At 68.5% G+C, this 24,131-nt stretch carries 25 protein-coding genes; 16 read left to right on the forward strand and 9 right to left on the reverse strand.

What is annotated here, in order from left to right:
* Positions 1-6 precede the first annotated feature (6 nt).
* Genes AC4GYU_RS06000 through lptF form a run of 3 tightly spaced genes read right to left on the reverse strand, consistent with a single transcriptional unit; the run spans position 7 to position 2,980 of the window.
* Positions 7-684, reverse strand: a complete 678-nt coding sequence (locus AC4GYU_RS06000) for a thioredoxin domain-containing protein (RefSeq protein WP_491085982.1) — start codon at positions 682-684, stop codon at positions 7-9.
* On the reverse strand, positions 681-1,778 hold the full coding sequence (lptG, locus tag AC4GYU_RS06005) for an LPS export ABC transporter permease LptG (RefSeq protein WP_491085983.1): 1,098 nt from the start codon (positions 1,776-1,778) through the stop codon (positions 681-683). Before lptG ends, AC4GYU_RS06000 begins: the two co-directional genes overlap by 4 nt.
* A complete protein-coding gene (gene lptF, locus AC4GYU_RS06010) occupies positions 1,775-2,980 on the reverse strand; it encodes an LPS export ABC transporter permease LptF (RefSeq protein ID WP_491085984.1) in 1,206 nt (401 codons plus the stop codon). Before lptF ends, lptG begins: the two co-directional genes overlap by 4 nt.
* A 157-nt stretch (positions 2,981-3,137) precedes the next feature.
* Between lptF and AC4GYU_RS06015 the strand changes: the two genes are divergently transcribed.
* The 3 genes from AC4GYU_RS06015 to AC4GYU_RS06025 all read left to right on the forward strand — a co-directional run bounded on the left by AC4GYU_RS06015 (position 3,138) and on the right by AC4GYU_RS06025 (position 5,462).
* Positions 3,138-3,614, forward strand: a complete 477-nt coding sequence (locus AC4GYU_RS06015; protein ID WP_491085985.1) for a DUF2141 domain-containing protein — start codon at positions 3,138-3,140, stop codon at positions 3,612-3,614.
* Entirely contained in the window at positions 3,614-4,585 is a 972-nt protein-coding gene (locus tag AC4GYU_RS06020; RefSeq protein WP_491085986.1) for a diacylglycerol/lipid kinase family protein, read from the forward strand. The genes AC4GYU_RS06015 and AC4GYU_RS06020 overlap by 1 nt, the downstream gene beginning before the upstream one ends.
* 70 nt (positions 4,586-4,655) lie before the next feature.
* The gene (locus tag AC4GYU_RS06025) at positions 4,656-5,462 is read left to right on the forward strand and encodes a hypothetical protein (protein ID WP_491086889.1); all 807 of its coding nucleotides are present in this window, start codon (positions 4,656-4,658) and stop codon (positions 5,460-5,462) included.
* On the opposite strand, the gene AC4GYU_RS06030 is transcribed toward AC4GYU_RS06025, so the two are convergent.
* On the reverse strand, positions 5,459-5,845 hold the full coding sequence (locus tag AC4GYU_RS06030; RefSeq protein WP_491085987.1) for a PaaI family thioesterase: 387 nt from the start codon (positions 5,843-5,845) through the stop codon (positions 5,459-5,461). The genes AC4GYU_RS06025 and AC4GYU_RS06030 overlap by 4 nt on opposite strands.
* Positions 5,846-5,925: 80 nt before the next feature.
* Here AC4GYU_RS06030 and AC4GYU_RS06035 point away from each other — a divergent pair, with 80 nt between their 5' ends.
* Positions 5,926-6,171: an acyl carrier protein gene (locus AC4GYU_RS06035; protein WP_491085988.1), complete on the forward strand. Its 246-nt coding sequence runs from the start codon at positions 5,926-5,928 to the stop codon at positions 6,169-6,171.
* A 23-nt stretch (positions 6,172-6,194) separates the two neighbouring features.
* Positions 6,195-7,433, forward strand: coding sequence for a serine palmitoyltransferase (spt, locus tag AC4GYU_RS06040; protein ID WP_491086890.1), 1,239 nt, complete (start codon positions 6,195-6,197; stop codon positions 7,431-7,433).
* Here the strand turns inward: spt and AC4GYU_RS06045 are convergent.
* Positions 7,426-8,619 (reverse strand): chymotrypsin family serine protease, encoded by a 1,194-nt coding sequence (locus AC4GYU_RS06045; protein WP_491085989.1) that lies wholly within the window; start codon positions 8,617-8,619, stop codon positions 7,426-7,428. The genes spt and AC4GYU_RS06045 overlap by 8 nt on opposite strands.
* A 73-nt stretch (positions 8,620-8,692) precedes the next feature.
* On the opposite strand from AC4GYU_RS06045, the gene AC4GYU_RS06050 reads away from it, so the two are divergent.
* Entirely contained in the window at positions 8,693-10,651 is a 1,959-nt protein-coding gene (locus AC4GYU_RS06050) for a response regulator (protein ID WP_491085990.1), read from the forward strand.
* Positions 10,652-10,667: 16 nt separating this feature from the next.
* Here the strand turns inward: AC4GYU_RS06050 and purL are convergent, their stop codons facing one another.
* Positions 10,668-12,950, reverse strand: coding sequence for a phosphoribosylformylglycinamidine synthase subunit PurL (purL, locus tag AC4GYU_RS06055; RefSeq protein WP_491085991.1), 2,283 nt, complete (start codon positions 12,948-12,950; stop codon positions 10,668-10,670).
* A gap of 392 nt (positions 12,951-13,342) precedes the next feature.
* On the opposite strand from purL, the gene AC4GYU_RS06060 reads away from it, so the two are divergent.
* Genes AC4GYU_RS06060 through AC4GYU_RS06075 form a run of 4 tightly spaced genes read left to right on the forward strand, consistent with a single transcriptional unit; the run spans position 13,343 to position 17,254 of the window.
* Entirely contained in the window at positions 13,343-13,705 is a 363-nt protein-coding gene (locus AC4GYU_RS06060; protein ID WP_491085992.1) for a response regulator, read from the forward strand.
* A complete protein-coding gene (locus AC4GYU_RS06065; protein WP_491085993.1) occupies positions 13,705-14,796 on the forward strand; it encodes a YaiO family outer membrane beta-barrel protein in 1,092 nt (363 codons plus the stop codon). The genes AC4GYU_RS06060 and AC4GYU_RS06065 overlap by 1 nt, the downstream gene beginning before the upstream one ends.
* A gap of 44 nt (positions 14,797-14,840) precedes the next feature.
* Entirely contained in the window at positions 14,841-15,827 is a 987-nt protein-coding gene (locus AC4GYU_RS06070; RefSeq protein ID WP_491085994.1) for a HEAT repeat domain-containing protein, read from the forward strand.
* Positions 15,827-17,254: a glycosyltransferase family 2 protein gene (locus tag AC4GYU_RS06075; protein ID WP_491085995.1), complete on the forward strand. Its 1,428-nt coding sequence runs from the start codon at positions 15,827-15,829 to the stop codon at positions 17,252-17,254. Before AC4GYU_RS06070 ends, AC4GYU_RS06075 begins: the two co-directional genes overlap by 1 nt.
* On the opposite strand, the gene AC4GYU_RS06080 is transcribed toward AC4GYU_RS06075, so the two are convergent.
* The 3 genes from AC4GYU_RS06080 to AC4GYU_RS06090 form a co-directional block, all read right to left on the reverse strand.
* Positions 17,239-17,562 carry an Hpt domain-containing protein gene (locus tag AC4GYU_RS06080; protein WP_491085996.1) on the reverse strand — a complete coding sequence of 108 codons (324 nt, stop codon included), beginning with the start codon at positions 17,560-17,562 and terminating at the stop codon, positions 17,239-17,241. The two genes, AC4GYU_RS06075 and AC4GYU_RS06080, sit on opposite strands and share 16 nt — an antisense overlap.
* A 107-nt stretch (positions 17,563-17,669) precedes the next feature.
* Positions 17,670-18,482: a helix-turn-helix domain-containing protein gene (locus AC4GYU_RS06085; protein WP_491085997.1), complete on the reverse strand. Its 813-nt coding sequence runs from the start codon at positions 18,480-18,482 to the stop codon at positions 17,670-17,672.
* A 149-nt stretch (positions 18,483-18,631) separates the two neighbouring features.
* Positions 18,632-18,976 (reverse strand): hypothetical protein, encoded by a 345-nt coding sequence (locus AC4GYU_RS06090; protein WP_491085998.1) that lies wholly within the window; start codon positions 18,974-18,976, stop codon positions 18,632-18,634.
* Between the two features lie 106 nt (positions 18,977-19,082).
* On the opposite strand from AC4GYU_RS06090, the gene AC4GYU_RS06095 reads away from it, so the two are divergent.
* The 6 genes from AC4GYU_RS06095 (at position 19,083) to AC4GYU_RS06120 (ending at position 24,127) form a co-directional block, all read left to right on the forward strand.
* Entirely contained in the window at positions 19,083-19,319 is a 237-nt protein-coding gene (locus AC4GYU_RS06095) for a hypothetical protein (RefSeq protein ID WP_491085999.1), read from the forward strand.
* Complete coding sequence (locus AC4GYU_RS06100) at positions 19,319-19,990, forward strand: Gldg family protein (RefSeq protein WP_491086000.1); 672 nt, start codon at positions 19,319-19,321, stop codon at positions 19,988-19,990. The genes AC4GYU_RS06095 and AC4GYU_RS06100 overlap by 1 nt, the downstream gene beginning before the upstream one ends.
* Before the next feature lie 315 nt (positions 19,991-20,305).
* Positions 20,306-20,794 carry a division/cell wall cluster transcriptional repressor MraZ gene (locus tag AC4GYU_RS06105; RefSeq protein ID WP_491086001.1) on the forward strand — a complete coding sequence of 163 codons (489 nt, stop codon included), beginning with the start codon at positions 20,306-20,308 and terminating at the stop codon, positions 20,792-20,794.
* A complete protein-coding gene (rsmH, locus tag AC4GYU_RS06110; RefSeq protein WP_491086002.1) occupies positions 20,791-21,756 on the forward strand; it encodes a 16S rRNA (cytosine(1402)-N(4))-methyltransferase RsmH in 966 nt (321 codons plus the stop codon). Before AC4GYU_RS06105 ends, rsmH begins: the two co-directional genes overlap by 4 nt.
* Positions 21,756-22,418, forward strand: coding sequence for a hypothetical protein (locus AC4GYU_RS06115; RefSeq protein ID WP_491086003.1), 663 nt, complete (start codon positions 21,756-21,758; stop codon positions 22,416-22,418). Before rsmH ends, AC4GYU_RS06115 begins: the two co-directional genes overlap by 1 nt.
* On the forward strand, positions 22,415-24,127 hold the full coding sequence (locus AC4GYU_RS06120) for a peptidoglycan D,D-transpeptidase FtsI family protein (protein ID WP_491086004.1): 1,713 nt from the start codon (positions 22,415-22,417) through the stop codon (positions 24,125-24,127). Before AC4GYU_RS06115 ends, AC4GYU_RS06120 begins: the two co-directional genes overlap by 4 nt.
* The last annotated feature ends 4 nt before the right edge of the window (positions 24,128-24,131 follow it).

The following is a 24,131-nucleotide window of genomic DNA, read 5'->3' on the forward strand; positions in this document are numbered from 1 at the left end:
AAAGCCCTAGCGCGGCAGCTTCGCAAGCAGCTGTTCGGGCGTGAGTTCAGAGTCGAGACGGACACCCCTCAGCTCATAGGTCGGCGTACCCGTGACGCCGGATGTCCGCGACGTCAGGTCGGCATTGGTGACCCAGTCATGCGCCGCCTGGCTGGCGAGGCATTGCTGCGCGGCGGTTGCGGTAAGGCCGTGTTGCGCGGCAATGGCGAGAAGGCCGCCGGCCTCGGCAAGCGCCCGCGCATGATCGAGCGGTCCGGCCAGTTCGGCAGCATAGATCCGGCCCCGCGCCGTCTCGTCGGCATCCGCAGCCGTCAGCGCGGCCTTGGTCTCGGCCTGCCGGGCGAACATCTGCTCGAGGAAGGCGAGGCGGCGCGAGGGGGCGACGCAGCGGGCAAGGACGGTCCCGGCACGGTCATGCGGGAAGATGAGGAAAGGCCGGAAGGCGAAACGCAGCTTGCCCGCCCTGACCAGTGAATCGACCTTGGCGCCCGTCTCGGCCGCGAAATGCCCGCAATGGGGGCAGCCGAGGCTGGCATATTCGGTCAGGAGCGGCGCGCCCGGCTTGCCGAAGGTCCAGCCGGCCGCGCTTTCGACGACATTGCTGCGCCAGTCTTTGGCAGCAGGCGGCGCGGCCGCTCCGATGGCAAACAGCGAGAGCAGGGCGAGAAACAGGCGCTGCATCATTCCTCCGAACGGATGAGGACGGTCTCGCCGATGAGCAGGAACAAGAGGAAGGGTGCCCAGGCCGCGAGCAGCGGCGGGTAGGCCCCGACATTGCCGAGCGCGACGGCGAAATTGTCGATGACGAAATAGGCAAAGCCGAGCGCCATGCCGATCACCGCCCGGACGAGCACCTTGCCCGAGCGGGCGAGGCCGAAGGCGGCGATCGCGGCGAGGAGCGGCATCAGCATGGTCGAAAGCGGCTGCGAAACCTTGTGCCAGAGGCCGGTCCGGGCGGTGGCGGTGGTCACGCCGGCGCGCTCCATCTCGCCGATATTGTGCTGCAGCGTGCCGAAGGTCTGTGCGGCCGGATCGACCTTGGCGAGGGTGAAGCGCTGCGGCTCGACCCCTTCGAGCGCGCGAACGGTCGGCCGCTGGAGGACCATGTTCATGCCGCTGTCGTAAGTCGAAACCTTCTGCAGCATCCACGCGCCGGCATAAGGCCGGGCCTCCTCGGCGTTGACGATCCGGCGGATCGTATTGTTCTCGCGCTCGAAGATGCGGACCCCGCGAAGCATGACCCCGCTGCCGCGCCCGGTGACGATCCGCGCCTGGACGAGGTCGTCGCCGGCGGTCACCCAGACGTTGCTGAGAATCCCGCTGTCGGGCGGCACCGGCTTGTAGTCATTGTCGCTCCACGCCGAGAGCTGGCGCGATCCTTTAACCACCACCATCTCGTTGAAGGCGAAGGACAGGCCGGCAAGTACCAGGCTCGCGGCGATCAGCGGCGCAAGCAGCTGATGCGCGGAAAGGCCAGCCGCCTTCATCGCCACCACCTCGCTGCTCTGGTTGAGCGTGGTGAAGGTAATCAATGCGCCGAGCAGGAAGGAGAAAGGGAAAGCGAAGGCGATCAGCTGTGGGTAGCGATAGCCGACATAGGCCCAGAGCTCGCCCTCGCCATTGCCCGGGATGGCCAGGATCTTTCCCGATTCCGACAGGAGGTTCAGCATCATCAGCACGATGCTGAGCGAGAGCAGCACCGCGAGGCTGCGCGAGACGTAGAGCCACACGGTGTAGCGGGCGAGCCGCGGCGACGGGAAGAAGTTGAGGTTGATCATGCGGCGGTCGCGACCGTCCGCCGGCGCGGCTTGGGAAGCAGCCGCTTGATGAAGCTCCATGCCTTGGCCCCGCCGCGCTCGAGCGCGCCGATCGGCTGGCCGCCGGGCTTGGTCGCCAGCGTCATGAACATCCAGATGATGCAGCCGGCGAAGATCAGGAACGGAATGTACATCACCACCTCGGGGGTGAAGTCGCCACGGGCGCCGGCGTCCTCGGCCCACTGGTTCACCTTGTGATAGGCGACCACCATCACGATCCCGATGAAGATGCCGAGGCTCGAACTGCTCCGCTTGGGCGGCACCGCCAGCGCGACCGCGAGCAATGGCAGGAGCATCATCATGATGACCTCGACCATCCGGAAGTGAAGATTCGACCGCGCCGCCAGATTGGCCTCGCCGGTGACCGTCCCGCCATAGCTGACCCGGATTAGCTCGGGCAGGATCATCTCCTCGGTCTCGTCCTGCGCGCGGGCACGGAAGCTGTCGACGCGCGGAAGTTTGATCGGGAGGTCGTAGCTCTGAAACGCCAGCGTCCGCGGGACGGTGAACTTGGGATCCTGCTGGATCAGCCGTCCTTCCTCGAGCCGGAGGAGGATGGTGTCGGGATCGTCGGTGGCGAGAAATCGGCCATGCGCGGCGGTCGCGACCACGGCCGCGCCCTTGTCGTCGGCCTGAACGAAGATGCCGTGGAGCTGCGTGCCCTTGTTCTCGCTCCGGTCGATCCGGATCGTGAAGCGCTTGGACAGGGTGTTGAACTCGCCCACCTTGAGGCTCGCGCCGAGCGCGCCCGAGCGCAGGTCGAAGCGCAGCCGCTCATAGCCATAATGCGTCCAGGGCTGGAGCCAGCCGACGATGAACAGGTTGAGTAGCAGCAGCACGAAGGCATAAGCGTAGGGCACGCGTAGCAGCCGCCCGAAGCCCGCCCCGATCCCGCGCAGCGCGTCAAGCTCGCTCGACAGGGCCAGCCGCCGGAAGGCGAGGAGGATCCCGAGCATCAGCCCGATCGGAATGCCGAGCGCGAAATATTCGGGGAGGAGGTTGGCAAGCATCCGCCAGACGACGCTGACCGGCCCGCCCGCGTTGATCACGAAGTCGAACAGGCGCAGCATCTTGTCGAGGACGAGCAGCATCGCCGCCAGCACGAGCGTGCCGAACAGGGGGATGGCGATCGCCTTGGCGATGTAGCGGTCAATCAGCGACATTGGTCTTTTCGGGTGCGGCCCCTCAACACCATCATTTGGCCGCAAAGCAAGTGCAACCACAACAAACCAGCATTCCGTCTGCTCTGGGCTTCCTGAAGCTGGGCTGACGAAAACTGCTTTGGCGTGAGGTGAAACAGGCTTTTTGATGCGTTGCCCGATGCTGCTTGCTGCCGGATTGTTGACCGCGATGGCGTTGCCGTCGGCGGCGACGGCTGCGCCGCTGGGCGACAGCGCGGCCTGCAACGGCGGCACGCCGGCGATCCTCGTTCGCGTCTCGGGCTTCAAGGAATCGCGAGGGCTGCTCCGCTTCGCCCTCTATGATTCGGGTAGCTGGCTGAAGAAGGGGGCGTCGCTGAAGAAGGTAAAGGTACCGGTGAGCGGTCGCTCGATGGACGTCTGCATCGCCGTGCCCCGGTCCGGCGCCTATGGCGTCGCGGTCCATCACGACATCGATTCGGACAAGGCAAAGGACCGTACCGACGGTGCCGGCTTCTCGGGCAACCCGGCGCTCAGCCTCGTTGGCCGGCCGAGCTTCTCCGGCAGCCGAGTCCAGGTTGCGGGAACGGTCGTCCCGATCGCGATCCGGCTGCAATATCTGCGCGGCCTGTCGATCGGCCCGCTGAGGAACAGCTGATGGCCAAGGCCCGAATCGCGCTTCTCAGCAACCCCAAGTCGACCGGCAACCTGTCGCAGCTGCCGCGCATCCGCGCCTTCTGTGCCGAGCATCCGGACATCTTCCACTATGAGGTCGAGAAGGCCGACCAAGTCGGCTGCGCGCTCAAGACCATCGCCCGGGTCCGCCCGAAGATGCTGGTCATCAACGGCGGCGACGGCACCGTTCAGGCGGCGCTGACCGAGATCGTCAACGGCGGCCATTTCGCCGACCAGCGCCCGCCCGTCGCGGTCCTGCCCAACGGCAAGACCAACCTCATCGCCCTCGACCTCGGCGCGCAGGGCGATCCAGTCGAGGCGCTGCAACGGCTGATGGAGATGGCGGAGGGCGACCTCAGCGACCGGCTGGTCGCGCGCGAACTGATCGCGCTTACCAGCGACGGCTCGACCCAGCCGGTCATCGGCATGTTCCTCGGCGGCGCCGGGCTTGCCGACACGATGAAATATTGCCGCGAGAAGATCTATCCGCTCGGCCTGCCCAACGGGATCAGCCACGTCATCACCGCCATTGCGGTGCTGATCCGGCAGATGGTCGGGCTCGGTGGCGGCCTGCTTCCGCCCAAGCCAGCGCCGATCGAGGTCAAGGTCCGCCGCCGCGGGACGCTGAGCGGGCGCTTCGCCCTCCTCGCCGTCACCACGCTCGAGAAGCTCCTCCTCGGGAGCGATCTCCATACCGCCGGCAAGGGGCCGCTGAAGCTGCTCGCGGTCGATCACCGCTCGACCTCGCTCGTCCGCGGCCTCGTCGCGGGTCTCGGCGGGCGCCTCGGCCGCAAGCAGGTCGACGGCGTTCATGTCGAGGAAGCGGACGAAATCTCGATCGAGGGCGACAACAGCTCGGTGTTCCTCGACGGTGAGATGTTCCACGCCCGTATCGGCATGCCGATCACCCTGACCCCGGCTGCGCCTTTGTCCTTTGTCCGCCTCGCCGCCTGATCCCGCCCTTGAACTGAAACGCCTGGTTGCCGAGGAGCTCGGCACCCCGGTCGATCCGCGCGTGGCCGAGATGGCCGCGGCGATCGCGGCCCAGCATGGGCAGGCGTCGCGGGCGGTCCTCTTCTACGGCTCCTGCCTTCGCGATGTCGCGCTTGAGGGCGCGATGCTCGATTTCTACCTGATCGTCTCGGACTATGGCGCGGCTTACGACCAGCGCTGGCTGGCGACCGCCAACCGGCTGATCCCGCCCAACGTCTTTCCCTTCGCCCATGCCGGCCTTGCCGCCAAATATGCGGTGCTGAGCGAAGCGGACTTCCGCCGCCTCAACGGGCCGGAGACCCGCAATGTCTCGGTCTGGGCGCGCTTCGCCCAGCCGTCGCGGCTGGTCTGGGCCGCGGACGAGGCCGCGCGCGAGCGGGCCATCGCCGCCGTCGCCCGGGCAGCGCCGACGCTCCTCAGCGCCGCCATGTGCAGCGTCCCCAACGACCAGCCGCCGCTCGATCTCTGGCGGGCGGCCTTCGCACTCACCTATTCGGCCGAGCTTCGCGCCGAGAAGAAGAGCCGCGGCCAGTCGGTCGTCGACAGCGATCCCAGCCGTTACCAGCGCTTCTTCGGCCCGGCGATGGCCGCCGCGCGCGAGGGCGGAAAGCGCTGCAAGGGCTCGTGGCGCCGCCGCCGCATCGAGGGCAAGCTGCTTTCGGTCGCCCGCCTCGCCAAGGCCAGCGCCACCTTTGCGGGCGGTGCCGAATATATCGTCTGGAAGATCAACCGCCACGCCGGCACGAACTTCGCGCTCAGCGACTGGCAGAAGAAGCATCCTCTGGTCACCGCGGTGACACTCCTGCCGCGGCTCCTGAAGAGCGGCGCGATCCGCTAGTCGGCGGGCGCGAGCAGGAAGTTGATCCGGGCGCTGGCGATCGGCGCGCTGCGATCCTTCTGCCAGGCGAAGGTTTCGACATTGGCGATACGCCCGCCGAGCCGCTCGATCGTCGCCTTGGCGAACGTGTCGCGGTTCTTGCCGCCGAGCAGGAAATCGACCGTCACCGACACCGGTTTCGGCACCAGCCCGCGCCCCTTGAGCGCCTGCGCCAGCTCGCCATAGGCCGCGAATTCGAGCAGCCCGGTGATCGCACCGCCGTGAAGGAAGCCCGGCCGCCCGACCACGTCGTCATGAAAGGGCATGACGAACAGCAGCCCATCCTCGTCCTGCTCGGTTCGAAGCTGGAGCAATTGGGCGTAAGGGGGGAGGGGGGCGTTCATGGCGTGCTTCTCTACCCCGGGCTTGCCCGCATTTCGCCCCTTTGTTGCGCTTCAGGCCTCGAAACCCTAGCGAGAATGACATGACGGACCGCGACGAACGCAAGCAATCGATCCTCCGGCTGGTGGCCGAGTTCAACAAGAAAGGCATCGAGGTGGGCGAGGAAACCCGCTTCGCCCAGGATCTCGAATGGGACAGCCTGACGGTGATGGACTTCGTCGCCGCGGTCGAGGACGAGTTCGACATCATCATCACCATGAACCGCGCCGCCGAGATCGAGACGGTCGGTGCGCTGATCGACGCGGTCGGCGAGCTTCAGGGACAGTAAGGATGACCGATCCGGGCCTCGCCATGACCGCCGATGCCGGCAAGCCCGCGCCGCGCGGCACCGCCCCCGACCTGTTCGACAAGTTCCAGCCGCTGATCGACCAGCGCGAGGCGTTGCTGTCGACCGGCGTGACCGATCCGTTCAACCTCACCATGGAGCGGGTCGAGAGCCCGACCGTGGCGATCTGCAACGGCAAGCGGACGATCCTGCTCGGCACCTACAATTACATGGGCCAGACCTTCGATCCCGACGTGCTGGCGGCGGGCAAGCAGGCGCTGGACGAGTTCGGCTCGGGCACCACCGGAAGCCGGGTGCTCAATGGCACCTACCAAGGCCACCGCGAATGCGAGGAAGCGCTCAAGCGCTTCTATGCCATGGACCATGCGATGGTCTTCTCGACCGGCTACCAGGCCAATCTCGGGATCATTTCGACCATGGCGGGGAAGGACGATTACGTCATCCTCGACATCGACAGCCATGCCTCGATCTACGACGGTTGCGCGCTCGGCAACGCCCAGATCGTCGCCTTCCGCCACAATGACGTCGACGCGCTCGAGAAGCGCCTCAAGCGCCTGCCCGCCGAGGCCGGCAAGCTGGTCGTCCTCGAGGGCGTCTATTCGATGCTCGGCGACGTCGCCCCGCTGAAGGAGATGGTCGCCATCTCCAAGGCACATGGCGCGATGGTGCTGGTCGACGAAGCGCATTCGATGGGTTTCATCGGTCCCAACGGCCGCGGCGTCGCCGAAGAGCAGGGCGTGCTCGACGACGTCGACTTCGTGATCGGCACCTTCTCCAAGTCGGTCGGTACCGTCGGTGGCTTCTGCGTCTCGAACCACCCCAAGTTCGAAATCCTCCGCCTCGTCTGCCGCCCCTATGTCTTCACCGCTTCGCTTCCGCCGAGCGTGGTCGCCACCGCCGCGACCTCGATCGACAAGCTTCAGGGAGCGGCCGACAAGCGTGCGCATCTCTGGGCCAACAGCCGCCGCCTCCACGGCGGGCTGAAGGATCTCGGCTTCACGCTCGGCACCGACGAGCCGCAGTCGGCGATCATCGCGGTGATCATGCCCGACCTCGAAAAGGGCGCGGCCATGTGGGAAGCGCTGCTGCAGGAAGGGCTCTACGTGAACCTCGCCCGCCCGCCGGCGACCCCGGCCGGCATGACCCTCCTGCGCTGCTCGCTCTGCGCGCTCCACAGCGAAAGCCAGGTCGGCGAGATCCTTGGCATGTTCGAAGCCGCGGGCAAGCGCGTCGGGGTTATCTGACCGTCAGGACCCGCCAGCCCTCGGGCAGATAGTCGACGCTCTGATAGTAAGAGAAGGCGCAGGTGCCTCCCGGGAGGTAGGCACCGCCCTTCAGCACGCCATAGGCGACCGAGCCGAGGAAGATTGGCGCGCCGCTGTCCCCGCGCCGGCATTCGGGCCCGCGAAGGGTGATCCAGCTGTTGGTGCAGAGCCCGCCGCAAAGGTCGCCCGCCGGCGCGAAGTCGGTCAGCTCGACCTCGGAGCAGGCATAGCCGCTGCTCTCCCCGCGAAGGCACAGCCAGTCGCCGACGCGAGTCATCGGTCGGGTCGCCCAGGTGGTCACCGGACGCACCGCGGTCTTGCCCTTGTCGCTGAAGATCAGGGGCTCGGCCGGCCCCACGCCGCCATGGATCTGGACGTCGTTTTGCGCCGCGCCCCAGGCGCCGAGCAGCGGAAGCAGCCGTTCCTCCCCGTCGGGCCCGCGCCAGCTCAACGTATCGGGGCAGTGCGCCGCGGTGGTGATTCCAAGCTTCCCCGCCTCGTCCTTGACCACGAAGCCGGTCGTGCAGCGGAAGCGCCGACCTTCGGCGTTCGGGCCCTCGACCCGTCCCCCACCGATCGCCGCGCTGTCGGTCATGATTGCGTCGAGGCGACGGATCCGGACCGGAATGCTGAGCCGGTCGAACAGGCCCTTCTCGACGTCGGCCACGGGACGCGTGTCGGCCGCGGGGCGCTGCATCACGATGAGGCCGCCCGTCGCCGGATCGACCCCGGCGCCGCGATAGCCGGGGACCAGCCCGGGCAGGTTGCCGCGCTCGGCATCGAGCACCCGCAAGGCCATCGCCCGGGTCGAAGGCGCGCGGATCTCGAATCGGATCGGGATCGACAGGCCCTGCTCGCTCGCGACGAAATCGCCGGGTGCCGCCCCGCCTTCGAGCCGCACGACCACGCCCCAGCTCGGCCGATGCTCGATGCGGATCGATGCAAGGCGGTCGGTGTAGCGGACCCGCAATTGCTCGGTCACCGGAATGCTCGCCTGCTGCATCCGAAGCCGCTGGAGCGCGTCGGCCGGCGAGATCCCGAACGCCTTCGCATAGGAGTCCGCATCCTGTTGCAAAGCAGCCTCGGGCGTGAGGCGCACGGGCTCGGCGGCGATGGCGGGTGCCGCGACGGACAGAGCGGCAAAGGCGGCGAAAAGCCTGGTCATGGGCCATCTTTTGGCAAGCGGATGATGAACGAGCGGTTGTGCCGCTCCTAGTGGAGTCCTAGACACGCAGGTCATGAGGGCGACCACCGAGGACAGCGAGTTCGACGGACGCCGGTTCGGGGCAGCAGCCGGGGCGACTCTGGCGGCACTCATCCTGCTTGGCATGGTCCTCCTGGTCGCGATGAGCAACCGTGCCCGCGACGCGGCGCTCGAGCGGGAACGCCATGCCTATGACGTGACTTTGCTCGTCCGCACCGCCGACGCCACCCTCGCCCGGTCCGAGGCGGCACTCGGCCGCTTCGTGCTCGACGAGGACGTCAGAACCTCGGGCAGCATCTACGCCAACGAATGGCGCCTGGCGGGGACCCAGCTGCGCCAGCTCGAGCGGCTGGTTCGCTACGATCGCGTCCAGTCGCGCCGGGTTGCCGAGGCGCAGGAGCTGTACGACCAGCATGGCATCAACCTCGCCAAGGTCGCGCAGGCCGCCGCCAGTGCCCGCGGCGAAGGCGGCATCGCGCTTTTCTACACCTTCACCCGCGAGGGGCAGGGCGAGGCGAAGACGCTGGGCTCCAAGCTTCGCAGCAAGCTTGCGGAGATCGCCACCAGCGAACGCAACGTCCTCCGCAACAGCATGGAGGAGACGCAGTTCTTCTCGGCGCAGGCCGACCGGCTGACCGACTATCTGTCGTGGCTCGGCGTGCTGATCGGTCTGGCGGCGATCGGGCTTGGCCTGCTCGCGGTCCAGGCAGTCCGCCAGAACCTCCTCTCGCGGCGCGAGGCGGAGACGCTCGAGCAGGCGGTCGCGCTTCGCACCCAGGAACTGTCGGCGGCGAACGAGGCGCTGCGGGCCGAGGCCGAGGACCGCGAGGCGGCCGAGGCGCAGCTTCGCCAGATCCAGAAGATGGAAGCCGTGGGCCAGCTCACCGGCGGCATCGCGCACGACTTCAACAACATGCTGGCGGTAGTGGTCGGCGGCATCGACCTCGCCAAGCGTCGCATCGGCGGGCCCAAGCGCGAGGTGCTTCAGCATCTCAACAATGCGATGGACGGCGCGACCCGGGCGGCGGCGCTGACCCGGCGCCTGCTCGGCTTCGCCCGGGCCGAGCCACTGCTTCCCGAGCAGGTCCAGCCGGGCGACCTCGTCCGCGGGCTGACCGACCTTCTCGACCGGACCCTCGGCGAGCGAATCCACGTTCGCGTCGAACCCCGCGGCGAGTGGCCGGTCTATTGCGACCCTCACCAGCTCGAGAACGCGCTGCTCAACATGGCGGTGAACGGGCGCGACGCGATGGAGGGCGAGGGGATGCTCACCATCGCCACCAGCGACATCGCGCTGTCCGACGGCGAGGTCAGCGGGCTGCCCGCGGGCGACTATGTCAGGATCGCGGTCGCGGACCAGGGCTGCGGGATGAGCGAGGAGGTCCAGCGCCGCGCATTCGAGCCCTTCTTCACCACCAAGGAAGTGGGCAAGGGCACCGGCCTCGGCCTCAGCCAGATCTTCGGCTTCGCCCGCCAGTCGGGGGGCGAGGTAACGATCGACAGCGCGGTGGGCGTGGGGACGGTGGTCAGCCTGTTCCTCCCGCGCAGCCACATCGTGGTCGAGGAGCCGCGGGTCGCTGCACCGGCGCAGAGCCCGTCGCGGGAGAGCGTGCTGGCGATGCGCGGGGCGCGGATCCTGCTGGTCGAGGACGATCCCCGGGTGCGCGGCGCGACGGTCGAGGCGCTCGAGGACCTCGAATATCAGCCGGTCGCCTGCGCCAATGCCGAGGAGGCGCTGAGTGCCTTCGAGCGGCAGGAATTCGACCTCGTCATCAGCGACGTCATCATGCCCGGCATGACCGGCCCGGAGCTCGTCCGGCTGCTCAAGCGCCGCTACCCGGAGGTCGCGGTGCTGTTCGTCACCGGCTATGTCGGCGACGGCGAGGGCGAGGACCTCAAGGGCCACGAGCTGCTCCGCAAGCCCTTCACCGTCGGCGGGCTGGCCGATGCGGTGGCGGCGGCGCTGAGCCGGGCCGAAGTGCGGGCGGCCTAGTCCGGGGCCCTAACGGTCAGGCCAGCGCGCCGTCGACTCCCATCAGTTCGGGCAGGAAGGCTTCGTGGGCGCGGCGGATGTCGGCGAGAGCGACTTCCGACAGGCCGTCGAAGCGGTCGGCTTCCCATTCCTCGACGTCGACGAACTTGATCGTGTCTCCGCCGACCACGCCGATCACGGCGCAGGGCACGCCCGCGTCCTCGCAGGCATCCTCGAGGGCTTCGAGCGCCGACAGCTCCTCGGCATCGTCGCGGACGGTGACGAGGTAGAGGCCCTGATCCTCGCCGAAGGCGTCGGCGATGAACGGCTTCCACAGCAGGATCTCGGCACCGCGGTTGCCCGCCAGCGCCATTTCCGCGACCGCGACCGCGACGCCGCCGTCGGAGACGTCGTGGACCGCGGTCACCTTGCCGCTTTCGATGAGGTCGCGGACGAGGGTGCCGACGACGAGTTCATGGTCGAGGTCGACGGGCGGCGGCGCCCCGGCATTCTCGCCGGCGATCTCGCGCAGCCAGAGCGACTGGCCGAGATGGCCCGAACCGTCCTGGCGAGTGCCGCCGATCAGGCAGACGACATCGCCTTCGTTCTTGAAGGCGATGGTCGCCGACCTGGACCAGTCCTTCATCAGGCCGACCGCGCCGATCGCGGGCGTGGGCAGGATGGCGCTTCCGCCGCCGGTCGCCTTGCTCTCGTTGTAGAGCGAGACGTTGCCCGAGACGATCGGGAAGTCGAGCGCGCGGCAGGCCTCGCTCATGCCGTCGAGGCAGCCGGTGATCTGGGCCATGATCTCGGGCCGCTGGGGGTTGGCGAAGTTGAGGCAGTTGGTGACCGCGAGCGGAGTCGCCCCGACCGCCGAGATATTGCGATAGGCCTCGGCGATCGCCTGCTTGCCGCCCTCATGGGGGTCGGCGAAGCAATAGCGCGGGGTGCAGTCGGTGGTGATGGCGAGCGCCTTGTCGGTGCCGTGGACCCGGACGAGGGCCGCATCGCCGCCCGACTTCTGGACCGTGTCGCCGCCGACCTGGCTGTCATATTGCTCCCAGATCCAGCGCCGCGAGGCGAGGGCGGGGGAGCCCATGAGCTTGAGAAGGTCACCCGCGATGTCGGTTGACTGGGGGATGTCGCCGAGCGGCTTCACCTTGGCCCAGGCCTGATAATCCTCGCGGCTGAGCGCGGGACGGTCATAGAGCGGGGCTTCGTCGGCAAGCGGTCCGAGCGGAATGTCGGCGACGATCTCGCCCTTCCAGACCAGCTCCATGTGGCCGCTGTCGGTGACTTCGCCGATCACCGCGAAGTCGAGCTCCCACTTGCGGAAGATGGCCTCGGCCTCGGCCTCGCGGCCGGGCTTGAGGACCATGAGCATGCGCTCCTGGCTCTCGGAGAGCATCATCTCATAGGGGGTCATGCCGGTCTCGCGGCAGGGGACCTGGTCCATGATGAGCTTGATGCCCACCCCGCCCTTCGAGGCCATTTCGACTGAGGAGGAAGTGAGGCCGGCGGCGCCCATGTCCTGGATGGCGACGATCGCGTCCGAGGCCATCAGCTCGAGGCAGGCCTCGATCAGCAATTTCTCGGTGAAGGGATCACCGACCTGGACGGTGGGTCGCTTCTCCTCGCTGTCCTCGCCGAAGTCCGCACTCGCCATGGTCGCGCCGTGGATACCGTCGCGGCCGGTCTTGGAGCCGACATAGACCACCGGATTGCCGATGCCGGCGGCGGCCGAATAGAAAATCTTGTCGGTCTTCGCGACGCCGACGGTCATGGCGTTGACGAGGATGTTGCCATTGTAGGCGGGGTCGAAATTGGTTTCGCCGCCGACGGTAGGGACGCCAACGCAATTGCCGTAGCCGCCGATCCCCGCGACCACGCCCGCGATGAGGTGGCGCATCTTCGGGTGGCTGGGATCGCCGAAGCGAAGCGCATTCATGTTGGCGATCGGCCGTGCGCCCATGGTGAAGACGTCGCGCAGGATCCCACCGACCCCGGTCGCCGCGCCCTGATAGGGCTCAATGTAGCTGGGGTGGTTGTGGCTCTCCATCTTGAAGATGGCGGCGTCGCCGTCGCCGATGTCGATGACCCCGGCATTCTCGCCCGGGCCGCAGATTACCCAGGGCGCCGTGGTCGGCAGCTTCTTCAAGTGGATCCGCGAGGATTTGTACGAGCAATGCTCGGACCACATGACCGAGAAGATGCCGAGCTCGGTAAGGTTCGGCTCGCGTCCCATCGCATGCAGGATGCGCTCATATTCTTCGGGGGAGAGGCCGTGCTCGGCAACCTGCGCGGGAGAGATGGCGGTCATGGCTGCGCCCTTAGCGGGACCGGCGCGATTGGCCAACGGGGCGGCGACAGAGGAGCGAAGTTGACGAAGTTGACACACTCCGCGGGTCGATCGCGGGGAGGGGCGGCAATGGAAGCGGGGCACAGGGCGTCGAGCGAATCATCCGCCCGGAGGATCAATGCCGTTCTCGAACCATTTGGGTTCAGGAAAGCAGCGCAAATCCTACTTTGCAAGAGGTGAGGGAGGCCTCACGCGGCCGCCAGCAACCATCTTGGATGTTTTATCTCCGGGCCAAGCGGGCAAAGCCGGACGGCAGGTCAAAAAAGCTGTCCTCGACTGGCGTGCCGGGGCCGTCCGGCAGCCCCGATCCCAGCGCCTGGAAGAGAGTATCCGCGATGACGTGCGTCGGCCGAGTGCTGGTTTGCGATGACGATGAACTGCTGCTCGAGCTGCTCCAGTTCCGGTTGTGCGCCAAGGGCTTCGACGTGCTGACCGCTCCCGATGGCCAGGCCGCGATGGACATTGCCGAGCGCGAGCCGCTCGATGCGGTGGTCCTCGATGCGATGATGCCGCGGCTCGATGGCTATGAAGTGCTGCGGCGGCTGCGCGAGATGCCCGCGACGCGGGAGGTGCCGGTCATCATGCTGACCGCCCGCAAGGGCGAGCGGGACATATTGGAGGCGCTGCGCCTCGGCGCGTCGGATTATCTGGCCAAGCCCTTCATTCCCGACGAGCTGACCGCGCGACTGGTCCGGCTGATGCCGAAGGTCGCCTGATGCGGCGGGTGCTGGGGGTTGTCGCGGCAGGCCTGCTGGCGACGGGCGCGGCCGCGCAGGCGCCGCAGTCGGGTTATGCAAGGGGCGTGGCGGCGCGGCAGGCAGGCGATGCGGGGACCGCGGCGGCCGCGCTGTCGGCCTGGCTCGCGGACCATCCGGAGGATGTCGACGCGCGGCTGCAATATGGGCTGGCCCTGCTCGACCTCGGGCGGCTGGGCGCGGCGCGCGTAGCCTTCGAGCAGGTGCTGGCGGCCGCGCCCGACTATCGCGATGCGCGGCTCGGGCTGGCCCGGGTCGAGGAGCGGAGCGGACGGGCTGCCGCGGCACGGGACGTGCTCGCGCGCCTCGGCCCCGACGATGCGGAGGCGGCGGCGATCCGGGCGCGGCTCGACCGGCCGCAACCCGCGCGGTCGCGGATCGACCTGGACGCGGGGGTGAGCGCGGTCGAGGGCGGGCAGAAGGACTGGCGCGCGCTGGCGCTCGGCTTCCGGACCGAGGCCGGTCCGGCGACGGCGATCGGCGGGCAGATCGAGCTGACGAGGCGGTTCGGGCGGAACGATACGTACGGGCAGGTCGAGGTGGAGCAGAAGCTTTCGCCCGCGGTCAGCGTATCGCTCCTCGCCGGGGGGACGCCGAACGCCGACTACCGCCCGCGCTGGCAGGTGGGGGCGGGCGCGCGGGTGCGGGTGCAGGCGGGGATTAATCCGACCATCGCGACGATCGATGTCCGCAAGGCGCGCTTCCGTTCGGGCGACGTGACGCTCGTTCGGCCGGGGGTCGAGCAATATCTCTTGGGCGGACGCGCCTGGGTGACGGGGCAGGTCATCCTGCTTTCGGCTGACGGCCGGACCACGAGCGGCCTGTCGGGGCGGATCGACGGCGAGGTTCGCCCGGGACTTCGGCTGAGCCTCGGCGCGGCCGACGCGCCCGACACGCCGGAGGGGATCGTCTCGCGGGTCCGGAGCCTGTTCGCGGGAGTCGAGGCCGAGTTCGCTACCAACCGCGTGCTGCGGCTGTCGGTCGCCCGGCACGCGCAGCAGCGGGGGGCCAACCGGACCGAACTCAGCCTCGGCGCGGGAGTGCGGTTCTGATCTCCCTCTACGACCTGTGGACGCTGTCGCTGAGCCTCGCGCTGATGGCGCTGGTGATCATGGCCGGGCTGATCGCGGCACGGATCGTCTCGGCCCGGCGGGCGACCGCGCTCAAGGCCTATCGCGAGGCCTGGCTTCCCAAATTGCTCGACGGCGGGCGCGAGGGCGAGCTCGACGCGCTTCCCGACCGGCCGCAGCTGCTGGCGCAGCTGGCGGCGGAGCTCATCACCCTGGTCAGGGGCGAGGAGCGGGCGCAGTTCGTGGCGACCGCGACCCGGCTCGGCGTTGCCGACACCTTGCTGCGCAGGCTCCGCCGGGGAAGTGTGCGCGAGCGCATCCTCGCCGCCGAGGTGCTGGCCTTCTTTCCCGACGACCACAGCACTGATGCGCTCGACCGGGCGATCGACGACAAGAGCGCCGACGTGCGGCTGACCGCGGCGCTGGCGCTGGCGGGCTCGGGCCGGGCGCCGCCGCTGACCGACCTCGTCGAGCGGCTGCGGTTGGGGACGCTCGAACAATCGCTGCTGATCGTGTCGCTGGTCGCCGAAGTGGCGCGCGACCGGCCGGACGAGGTGCGGGCGCTGCTGCTCGACGAGGCGACCCCGGCGCCGCTCAAGGCCGCGGCGATCGATGCCTTGTCGGGGAGCGGCGACTATTCGCTGGTGCCGCTTATTACCCGGCTGGCGTGCGCGGCGCCGGACGAGGCGCCCGAGCTTGCCCGCTATCTGCGTGCGCTTGGCCAGTTCCAGCATCCCGCGGCCGCTCCGGCGATCCGGCGCGGGCTCGGCAGCCGGACCTGGTTCGTGCGCGCCGCCGCCGCCGAGGCCGCGGGGAAGGTGGGGCTGGTCGAGACGGTGGATCGGCTGTTCGGGCTTCTTGACGACGATGACTGGTGGGTCCGCTACCGTGCGGGCGAGGCGCTGACCCGGCTCGGGCGGCCGGGGCTGGCGACGCTCCGGGAGACAAGCTGCCTCGGTTCGCTCCGGGCGCGGGAAGCGGCGCGGCTGGCGCTGATCGAGCAGGCGCTGTGATGATCGGCTTCGAATGGAACGAGGCGGCGATCGGCGCGGCGACGGTCGTCGCCTGGATCGTGGTCGGGACCGGGCTGCTCCAGATCCTCATCTACCTCATCCAGCTGGTCTTCGCGGGCATCTCGCTGGCGCAGCGGCCACCAGTGGTCCGTTCCTCCTTGCTGTGGCAGCGCTATGCCGACCGCGCGCCGCCGATCGCGGTGCTCGCGCCCGCCTACAATGAGGCGGTGACGATCGTCGAAAGCGTCACCTCGCTGCTCGCGCTTCATTATCCCGAGTTCGAGGTGGTGGTGATCAACGACGGCTCGGCCGACGCGACGTTGCAGACGCTGATCGACCATTTCGACGTGCGGCCGGTCGACCGTTATTACGACCGGACGGTGGGACACCAGCCGATCCGCGGCCTCTACGCCAATCCGCGGCTGCCGCGGCTGCTGGTGGTGGACAAGGAGAATGGCGGCAAGTCGGATGCGCTCAATGCCGGGATCAACGTCGCCCGGGCGCCGCTCTTCTGTTCGATCGACGCGGATTCGCTGCTCGAGAGCGATGCGCTGCTGCGCGCGGTCCGGCCGTTCGTCGAGGAGCCCGACCGGATGGTGGCGGTCGGTGGGACCATCCGCCTCGCCAACGGCAGCCGGATCGAGGGCGGGCGGGTGCGCGAGGTCTGCCTGCCGCGCAACTTCCTCGCGCTGGTCCAGATCGTCGAATATCTCCGCGCCTTCCTGATGGCCCGGCTGGCGCTCAGCCGACTGCAGGTGCTGACGGTCATCTCGGGCGCCTTCGGCCTGTTCCGGCGCCGGCTGGTGCTTGAGGTCGGCGGCTACAGCCACGGCACGGTCGGCGAGGACATGGAGCTGGTGATCAAGCTCCACCGCCACATGCGGGCGCTCAAGCGCCCCTACCGGATCGACTTCATTCCCGAACCCGTCTGCTGGACCGAGGCGCCCGAGGACCTCACCATCCTCGGACGGCAGCGCGCCCGCTGGCAGCGTGGGTCGCTCGAGACCTTCGTCAAGCATCGCGACATGCTGTTCAATCCGCGCTTCGGGCGGATCGGCTTCCTCGGCATGGGGCAGGTGCTGGTAGTCGACGTGTTGGGGCCGGTGATCGAGGTGATCGGCTATGTCCTCATCCCCCTGCTGTGGGCGGTCGGGCTGCTCGCGGTCGACTATCTGATGGCCTTCCTCGCGGTGACCTTCACCTTCGGAATCTTCATCAGCGTCGCGACCCTGATCCTCGAGGAGGTGGAATTGCGCCGCTTCCCCCGGGCGCGCGACCTCGCGGTCCTGACCCTCGTCGCGGTGGCGGAGAATTTCGGCTACCGGCAGGTCAGCAATTTCTGGCGCCTGCGCGGCGTCTGGCAGTTCTTCCGCAAGCATCAGGGCTGGGGCCAGATGACCCGCAAGGGATTTCAGTCGGCGTCCTGAGCCGCGTCCCGCAGGAGGGCGACGAGACGCCCGGCATGATCGCGACGGAGGGCGGGATCGCTTAGCCCCTGCGCCTGCTGGTCGAGCGTGCGGGCGAGATTGCCGATCTCGGCATAGCCGAAGATGGCGGCGCTTCCGGCAAGCTTGTGCGCCAGCGCCGCGACCGTCTCGAGGTCGCCCGCGGCGACCGCGTCGGCGAGCGTGTCGGCCTGCTCGCCTGCCCGGGCCCGAAAGCGAACGCGGAGCGCGGCGATAACATCGGCGACCTGCGCCGCGTCGGGACTGCTGGGATCGGCCGGCTCGCTCACGTCCTGTCAAAGCTCCCTCCCGCGGCGCGATCGGCTGGCGGGACGGCAAGGAGTGGCGACCGGGCCGCGCGAAGGCAAGCACCGCGCTGGTCCGGCCGCGTCCCGGCTCAGTCGTCGCGGAGGAAGCGCACCGTGCGGACCTGCCGGTCGTCGCCCGAAGCCCAGGTGATGGTCTCGGTCAAGGCGCGGCCGTCACGGGCAAGGGTGTAGACCCGGGTCGAGACCGGCGCGTCGCCGCGGCGAAGGGTCATGACGAGGGTCGCCGGATCGGGCTGGCGGAGCGCAACGCTGTCGGCGAAGCCGAGATTGCCGCTGATCGGCACCGGGACGCCGTCGGCCGCGGCGACCGAGCGGCCTTCGCGGACGCTGCCATCGGCCCCGACAATGATGACGACATTGGTCCATCGGCCGTCCCTGCCGGGCGCAAAGGCGAGGGTGACCCGCTGCGGTCGCTCGGCCTCGGGCACGCCCGACAGGTCGAGCGACCAGCGGCCGGCGATGCCGGATGCAGTGGCGGGCGCGACCGCCACTGGCGAGGCGGGCGGCGTGGCGAGGATCAGGCCCCCGGTGGCGAGGGCGGCGGCGGCGATGATCGAGACGAACATGACAGACCTTCCTTTCGGCTGGGCCGGCCCGATGCGGGCGGCGTCGCCGGAAAGGTCGATCGGGCCGGCGGGCCGCGAAAGGCCGATATTCTCGTCCCAGAATTTCTGGGCATCAAGGCGCCGGGCAAGCTCGCGGCTGCTCCCCACGCCGGTCTTGCGCCGGGCATCGCGCAACCGTTCGTTGATGGCGCCTTCCGAGCAGCCGAGCTGCGCCGCAATGGTCTTGGCGGTATGCCCCGAGGCGAGCAGCCGGAGCACCGCCAGCTCCTTGTCGTTGAGCGTGGCGGCCGGGACGGGAGCAACTGGCGCGGACATGACCACGCCCTTGTGACCCCGCCGACCGATGGGCGTCCATCCCAATAAATTTGGGAAGGTCTCCGGGTGTCCAGACGCGGCCATCACGAATGATGGGCAACAAAAAACCCCGGCGGGTTAGGCCGGGGTTTGTTGGGGTGGGTGGGGGATCAGGCCTTGCAGCTCTTGCCCGTGTAGGAGACCGTAGTGTCGGTCGGGGCGCCGATCGCCTTGGCGGCGGCGGCGTCGACTTCGACGCCTTCGAGGTCGGTCGCGCTCTTCTTCACGCGGGCCGCGCCGTTGGCGAGCCAGTCGATGTAGATCACGCTGTTGTCGGTGCAGCGATAGCTCTTGCTCGCGGTGATCGCGGGCGGAAGCTCGACGGGGGCCGCGTTGGCGAGTTCGTTCGCCATCGGATCGACCGGGCCACCAGCCACGATCGTGTGGTCGTCGTTGTTGCAGGCCGTCAGCGAGAGCGCGGCGGCCAGGGCGAGAAGGGGAAGGCGAGTCGTCATGGCGTCGCCTTTCGCGGCTGCAACATGAACGGTCAATGGCGGGCGACGGACATCGGCGGTGAAGAGCGGGCTTGCAATGTCGTCCGATGGGCATAATTTCACGGGCATGGGGGTGGGAGCAACCGCGATGCAGCGCATCCGCTATGGGCTGACTGGCCTTGCCTTCGTCTTCCTGATGGTGCTCCTCGGAACCGCGATCACCCGCAGCAGCGACGAACCCGCCAACAATGTCAGCGCCAACGAACTGGCGAGCCCGAGCGACCCGCTGGCCGAGCTCGGCGTCGCGCCGGGGCAGGGCGCGGACAATGTCGCGGACACCCAGAACCAAGCGCCCAACCCCTGATGCGAAGGCTGGCCTGGGGGCTGGCGGCGCTGCTTGCCGGCTGCTCGCAGGCGGCGCCGCCGCCTCCGGCCAAGGCCGACAAGCCCGCGCTGGCGGTGCTGACCAGCCTGCCGATCTTTTTTGGTGAACAGTTCACGCTCGACGCGCCGCCGAGCCCGCTGCGCGACGCGCTGGAGCAGGACTATCGGGTCGACCTCGTCGACGGGCCCGAGGCGCTTCCCGCCAGGGGCCTGCTGCTCGCGATCCAGCCGCAGGCACTGACCGCCGAGCGGCTGGTCGCGCTCGACCGCTGGGTGCGAGACGGGGGGCGGCTGGTGCTGCTGGCCGACCCCAAGCTCGACTGGGAGAGCGAGCGGCCGCTCGGCGACCGCTTCCGGCCGCCCTTCGCTTATCCCGACACCGGGCTGCTCGATCATTGGGGCGTGAGAATCGCCGAGGACAAGGCGCGGGCGGTGCGGGTCGGAAAGGCGGAAGAGGCGGCGGAAATTTCTTCGTCGGGGCAAGTGACCGCGACGGGGCCGTCCTGCCGGGCTGTGGATGCTTTTGTCGCGACCTGCCGGGTGGGTGCGGGGAGGGTGTTGATAATTCCGGATGCGGACTTTGCGATGCGGGGTCGGCCAGCCGACTTATCCGCCGTTTCCGCGCTGCTTGCGGCGGCGCGCGCAGACTGACTGCGCAACATCGATGGGAAGCCGTGGGATTCACTGGCTTTCCGTGGTTCACAGACTTATCCACAGGGTCATACGCGAGAACGGGGAGCGAACAGTGCGGATTGAGTGATGCCATAAAGCCGCAGAAAACGGGCAAAAACCACTTTTGCCCATGGTTTCCCATTGAATCCCATTGAGTCCCACGCAAACCCGCGTTACACACAGTCTGTAGCGCGGGGCTGATCCCATTATTGTTGGGCCGGCCGCCGGTCGCGGTGACCCCGCGTTCCGGCGAACGGGAGAAATCTGTCCACCGCGCCTGGGGAGCGTGTCGCGGTGGCATTGGAGCATCTGTTCCAGGGCAGTGCATTGAACGGGGTGGACGCCAAGGGGCGTGTCTCCGTCCCCGCCTTCCTGCGCACCGTGATCGAGCGCCGCGGCGATGCCCGCACCATCGTCCTTGCCAAGCACGAAGCCTTCCCCTGCCTCTCGGCCTATGATCCCGCCTACGCGGCCCTGAAGCACAGCAAGATCGAGCGCCTGCTCGAGAAGGAAGAGACGAGCGCCGACGCGCAGCTCGACTATCAGCGCCGCAACCTGCTCGCCTTCGCGGTCAGCGAGGAAGTCCCCTACGACAGCACCGGCCGCATTCTGCTCCCGACGATGATGCGCCGGAAGGGCGGCATCGCCGACCTCGCGCTGTTCCTCGGCGTCGGAGAGACCTTCCAGATCTGGAACCCGCAAACGCTCCTCGAGGATGACCGCATCCCCGAGGATCTGAAGGATGTCTGCCGTTATCGGCTTGAGGAACGGGGACTCGCATGAGCGAGGGTCCCCTCCCTGTTCCTGGTGCGCCCGCACACAGGCCGGTCCTGGTCGACGAGGTCGTCGCTGGTCTCGCCATCGCCCTTGGCGAGACTCATGTCGACGGCACGTTTGGAGCGGGCGGCTATACGCGCGCCATGCTCCGGGCGGGGGCGGGACGAGTGATTGCCTTTGATCGTGACCCCGATGCGATCGCCAATGGGCCTTCACTCGTCCCGGACTCGCGCCTCATCCTGATCCACGAGCGCTTCTCGAAGATGGCAGAGGCGCTCGAGGAGCGTGGCTTAGCGCCGGTCGACGGCATCACCCTCGACATCGGCGTGAGCTCGATGCAGCTCGACCAGCGCGAGCGCGGCTTTTCCTTCAAGGAAGACGGTCCCCTCGACATGCGGATGAGCCAGGACGGCCCGACCGCGGCCGACTTCCTCAATCACGCCGAAGAAGCGGAGATCGCCCGCGTGATCCGCGACTTCGGCGACGAGCCCCGCGCCAGGAGCCTGGCCCGGGCGATCGTCGCCGCGCGTCCGCTGACCCGTACCTCCGAGCTGTCGGCGGTGTGCCGCAAGGTGCTCGGCTGGCATGCGGGGATGAAGACGGACCCCGCGACCCGCACCTTCCAGGCGATCCGGATCCACATCAACGCCGAGCTCGAGGAACTCGAGGCCGGCCTCGAGGCGGCCGAGCGCAGCCTCCGTCCCGGCGGCCGCCTCGCGGTCGTCACCTTCCACAGTCTTGAAGATCGAATCGTGAAGCAATTCCTAAAGGTGCGGAGTGGGGCCGCGCCGGCCGGCTCGCGCCACCGTCCCGCGGTGGCCGCAGGGCCGGCCCCCACGTTCCGCTCGGTCGCCAAGCCCGTCGCCGCGGGCGAGGCCGAGCTTGCTGACAATCCTCGAGCGCGCTCGGCCCGCCTGCGCACGGCGGTCCGGACCGAGGCGCCCGTTGTTCCGAGGAAGGCCGCGTGATGGTTCGAGGGTTTCGCGAAGTCGGCTGGGTCGCGGCGGTCGCCGGTACCGCGCTCGGCTGCTACATGGTCAGCCTCAAGGTCGCTTCCGAGCGGGCCTCGCTGGACGATGTCCAGAACCGGATCGTGCTCGCCCAGCGCGACATCCGCGTGCTCCAGACCGAGATCGGCACCCGCGGCCGGCTCGAGCAGCTCGAAAGCTGGAACGTGAAGGTGCTGGCGCTGTCGGCGCCCAAGGCACAGCAGTTCCTCGAAGGCGAGTTCCAGCTGGCCACGCTCGCCGCGCCGAAGAAGACGGTCGATCCGGCAGCGCCGGTGGTGCTCGCCTCGGCGCCCGCGCCGGCGCCCGCCCGGCCGGTCGACCAGGCCGCCGGCGGTTCGACCGCGCGCGACCTGATGCAGGTCGCCAGCCTCCGCCGCGACATTCCGGCGGACAGCGAAAAAGTTGTGGATAAGCCGAAGGTTGAGCAGCCCAAGGCGGTGAAGGTGGCGGCCAAGCCTGCTACGCCCGCGGCATCGATCGAGAAGCCTCGGACGGCAGCGAAGACCGTCCTGAAGGAGAAGCCCGCGGTGACGGCCTCCTCCGAATCGAAGACAAAGCCCAAACCCAAGCCGGCCGCGCCGGCGGATGCCAAGACCAAGGACGCTAAAGCCCGGCAATGAACGCCCCGACCCCCGCTCTCGTCGCCCGGCCCGAGCGGCTTCGACTGGTCGGCCAGCGGCGGCAGCTGCTGGCGGTCATGCACCAGCGGCTGATGGTCGGGATGCTGGTGTTCATGGGGGTGATCGGGGCGATCTTCCTGCGCCTGACCTGGCTCGGCGTGTTCGGCACGCACGCCGGCGCGCAGGGCGGGGTGGCCTCGCTGGTCCCGGCGCGGGGCGACATCGTCGATCGCGACGGCCAGCCGCTGGCCCGGACCATCGACAGCTGGACGGTCGCGCTCCAGCCCTCGAAGGTGATCGGCGACAAGCGCGCGCTGGCCGAGAACCTTGCCCGGCTGATGCCCGAGAAGGATGCGGCGGGCTGGCTTGCCGAGGTCAACAGCAAGAAGAGCTTCATCTATCTTCGCCGCCGCGCCGCGCCGCGCCTCGTCCAGGCGCTCAACGCGCTCGGAGAGCCCGGCATCGCGCTCAGCCGCGAGCCCGACCGGCTCTACCCGCAGACCGACCTTGCCGCGCACGTGCTCGGCTACACCAACATCGACGGCCATGGCGCGGCGGGCATGGAGCGGGCCTATGACGCCTACCTCTCCGACCCGGCCAAGCGCGCCGAGCCGCTGACGCTGTCGATCAGCAGCCGGGTCCAGCAGGCGCTCGAGCATGAGCTCCTGTCGGCCAAGGCCGAGTTCAACGCGATCGGCGCGGCCGGCGTGCTGATGGACATCCACACCGGCGAAGTGCTGGCGATGACCTCGCTGCCGCAGCTCAACCCCAACGTTGCCGGCAACATGGATCCGCAGGCCCAGTTCAACCGCGCCACGCTCGGCGCGTTCGAGCTCGGTTCGACCTTCAAGCCCTTCACCGTCGCGATGGCGATGGATGCGGGGACGGTGAAGTCGATGGGGCAGATGTACCCCTGCTACGACCGGCTGAGCCTGCCGGGCGGGCGGGTCATCACCGACACCCATCCATTCGGCCGGCCCTGCTCGGTCGCCGAGATCATGATGGAAAGCTCAAACATCGGCACCGCCCAAATCGCGGCGCAGGTCGGCGGCGAGCGCCAGCGCGAATTCCTAAAGAAGATGACCTTCCTCGGGAAGCCCGAGATCGAGCTTCCCGAGCGCGGCCGCGCCCTCACCATTCCGGTGGCACGCTGGAACCAGGCGACGACGATGACGGTCGGCTTCGGCCACTCGATCGCGGTCACCCCGCTGCACCTCGCGATCGGTTATGCCACGCTCTACAACGGCGGCATCTATCGTCCGGCGACCCTGCTCAAGGTCAACAAGGGCCATCCGGTCGCCAAGGGCGTCCGCGTGTTCAGCGAGGAGACCAGCTACAAGTCGCGGGCGCTGCTCCGGCTGGTGGTGATGAAGGGCACCGGCAAGAAGGCCAATGCCATCGGCTACCGCGTCGGAGGCAAGACCGGCACCGCCGAGAAGGTCATCAACGGCCGCTATTCCAAGACGGTGAACATCACTTCCTTCGCGGGCGTTTTCCCGATGGACGAGCCTCGCTATGCGATGGTGGTGATGCTCGACGAACCCAAGGCCACCGCCGATACTTACGGCTTCCGCACCGCCGGCTGGAATGCCGCCCCCACCTTCGGCAAGGTGGTGGCGCGGATCGCGCCGATGCTCGGCGTCCGCCCGGACCTGAAGCGCGACGCCAACATGAGCGAAGTGCTGCCCTTCGTCCGCGAAGAGAAATAGCCGC

The sequence above is a fragment of the Sphingomonas sp. SP2 genome (assembly GCF_058313385.1).

Excerpts from the sequence above, each read along its gene's own strand:
- AC4GYU_RS06000 (WP_491085982.1), bottom strand. The coding sequence starts at position 684 with ATGATGCAGCGCCTGTTTCTCGCCCTGCTCTCGCTGTTTGCCATCGGA.
- lptG (WP_491085983.1), bottom strand. The coding sequence starts at position 1,778 with ATGATCAACCTCAACTTCTTCCCGTCGCCGCGGCTCGCCCGCTACACC.
- lptF (WP_491085984.1), bottom strand. The coding sequence starts at position 2,980 with ATGTCGCTGATTGACCGCTACATCGCCAAGGCGATCGCCATCCCCCTG.
- AC4GYU_RS06015 (WP_491085985.1), top strand. The coding sequence starts at position 3,138 with ATGCTGCTTGCTGCCGGATTGTTGACCGCGATGGCGTTGCCGTCGGCG.
- AC4GYU_RS06020 (WP_491085986.1), top strand. The coding sequence starts at position 3,614 with ATGGCCAAGGCCCGAATCGCGCTTCTCAGCAACCCCAAGTCGACCGGC.
- AC4GYU_RS06025 (WP_491086889.1), top strand. The coding sequence starts at position 4,656 with ATGGCCGCGGCGATCGCGGCCCAGCATGGGCAGGCGTCGCGGGCGGTC.
- AC4GYU_RS06030 (WP_491085987.1), bottom strand. The coding sequence starts at position 5,845 with ATGAACGCCCCCCTCCCCCCTTACGCCCAATTGCTCCAGCTTCGAACC.
- AC4GYU_RS06035 (WP_491085988.1), top strand. The coding sequence starts at position 5,926 with ATGACGGACCGCGACGAACGCAAGCAATCGATCCTCCGGCTGGTGGCC.
- spt (WP_491086890.1), top strand. The coding sequence starts at position 6,195 with ATGACCGCCGATGCCGGCAAGCCCGCGCCGCGCGGCACCGCCCCCGAC.
- AC4GYU_RS06045 (WP_491085989.1), bottom strand. The coding sequence starts at position 8,619 with ATGACCAGGCTTTTCGCCGCCTTTGCCGCTCTGTCCGTCGCGGCACCC.
- AC4GYU_RS06050 (WP_491085990.1), top strand. The coding sequence starts at position 8,693 with ATGAGGGCGACCACCGAGGACAGCGAGTTCGACGGACGCCGGTTCGGG.
- purL (WP_491085991.1), bottom strand. The coding sequence starts at position 12,950 with ATGACCGCCATCTCTCCCGCGCAGGTTGCCGAGCACGGCCTCTCCCCC.
- AC4GYU_RS06065 (WP_491085993.1), top strand. The coding sequence starts at position 13,705 with ATGCGGCGGGTGCTGGGGGTTGTCGCGGCAGGCCTGCTGGCGACGGGC.
- AC4GYU_RS06070 (WP_491085994.1), top strand. The coding sequence starts at position 14,841 with ATGGCGCTGGTGATCATGGCCGGGCTGATCGCGGCACGGATCGTCTCG.
- AC4GYU_RS06075 (WP_491085995.1), top strand. The coding sequence starts at position 15,827 with ATGATCGGCTTCGAATGGAACGAGGCGGCGATCGGCGCGGCGACGGTC.
- AC4GYU_RS06085 (WP_491085997.1), bottom strand. The coding sequence starts at position 18,482 with ATGTCCGCGCCAGTTGCTCCCGTCCCGGCCGCCACGCTCAACGACAAG.
- AC4GYU_RS06090 (WP_491085998.1), bottom strand. The coding sequence starts at position 18,976 with ATGACGACTCGCCTTCCCCTTCTCGCCCTGGCCGCCGCGCTCTCGCTG.
- AC4GYU_RS06095 (WP_491085999.1), top strand. The coding sequence starts at position 19,083 with ATGGGGGTGGGAGCAACCGCGATGCAGCGCATCCGCTATGGGCTGACT.
- AC4GYU_RS06100 (WP_491086000.1), top strand. The coding sequence starts at position 19,319 with ATGCGAAGGCTGGCCTGGGGGCTGGCGGCGCTGCTTGCCGGCTGCTCG.
- rsmH (WP_491086002.1), top strand. The coding sequence starts at position 20,791 with ATGAGCGAGGGTCCCCTCCCTGTTCCTGGTGCGCCCGCACACAGGCCG.
- AC4GYU_RS06115 (WP_491086003.1), top strand. The coding sequence starts at position 21,756 with ATGGTTCGAGGGTTTCGCGAAGTCGGCTGGGTCGCGGCGGTCGCCGGT.
- AC4GYU_RS06120 (WP_491086004.1), top strand. The coding sequence starts at position 22,415 with ATGAACGCCCCGACCCCCGCTCTCGTCGCCCGGCCCGAGCGGCTTCGA.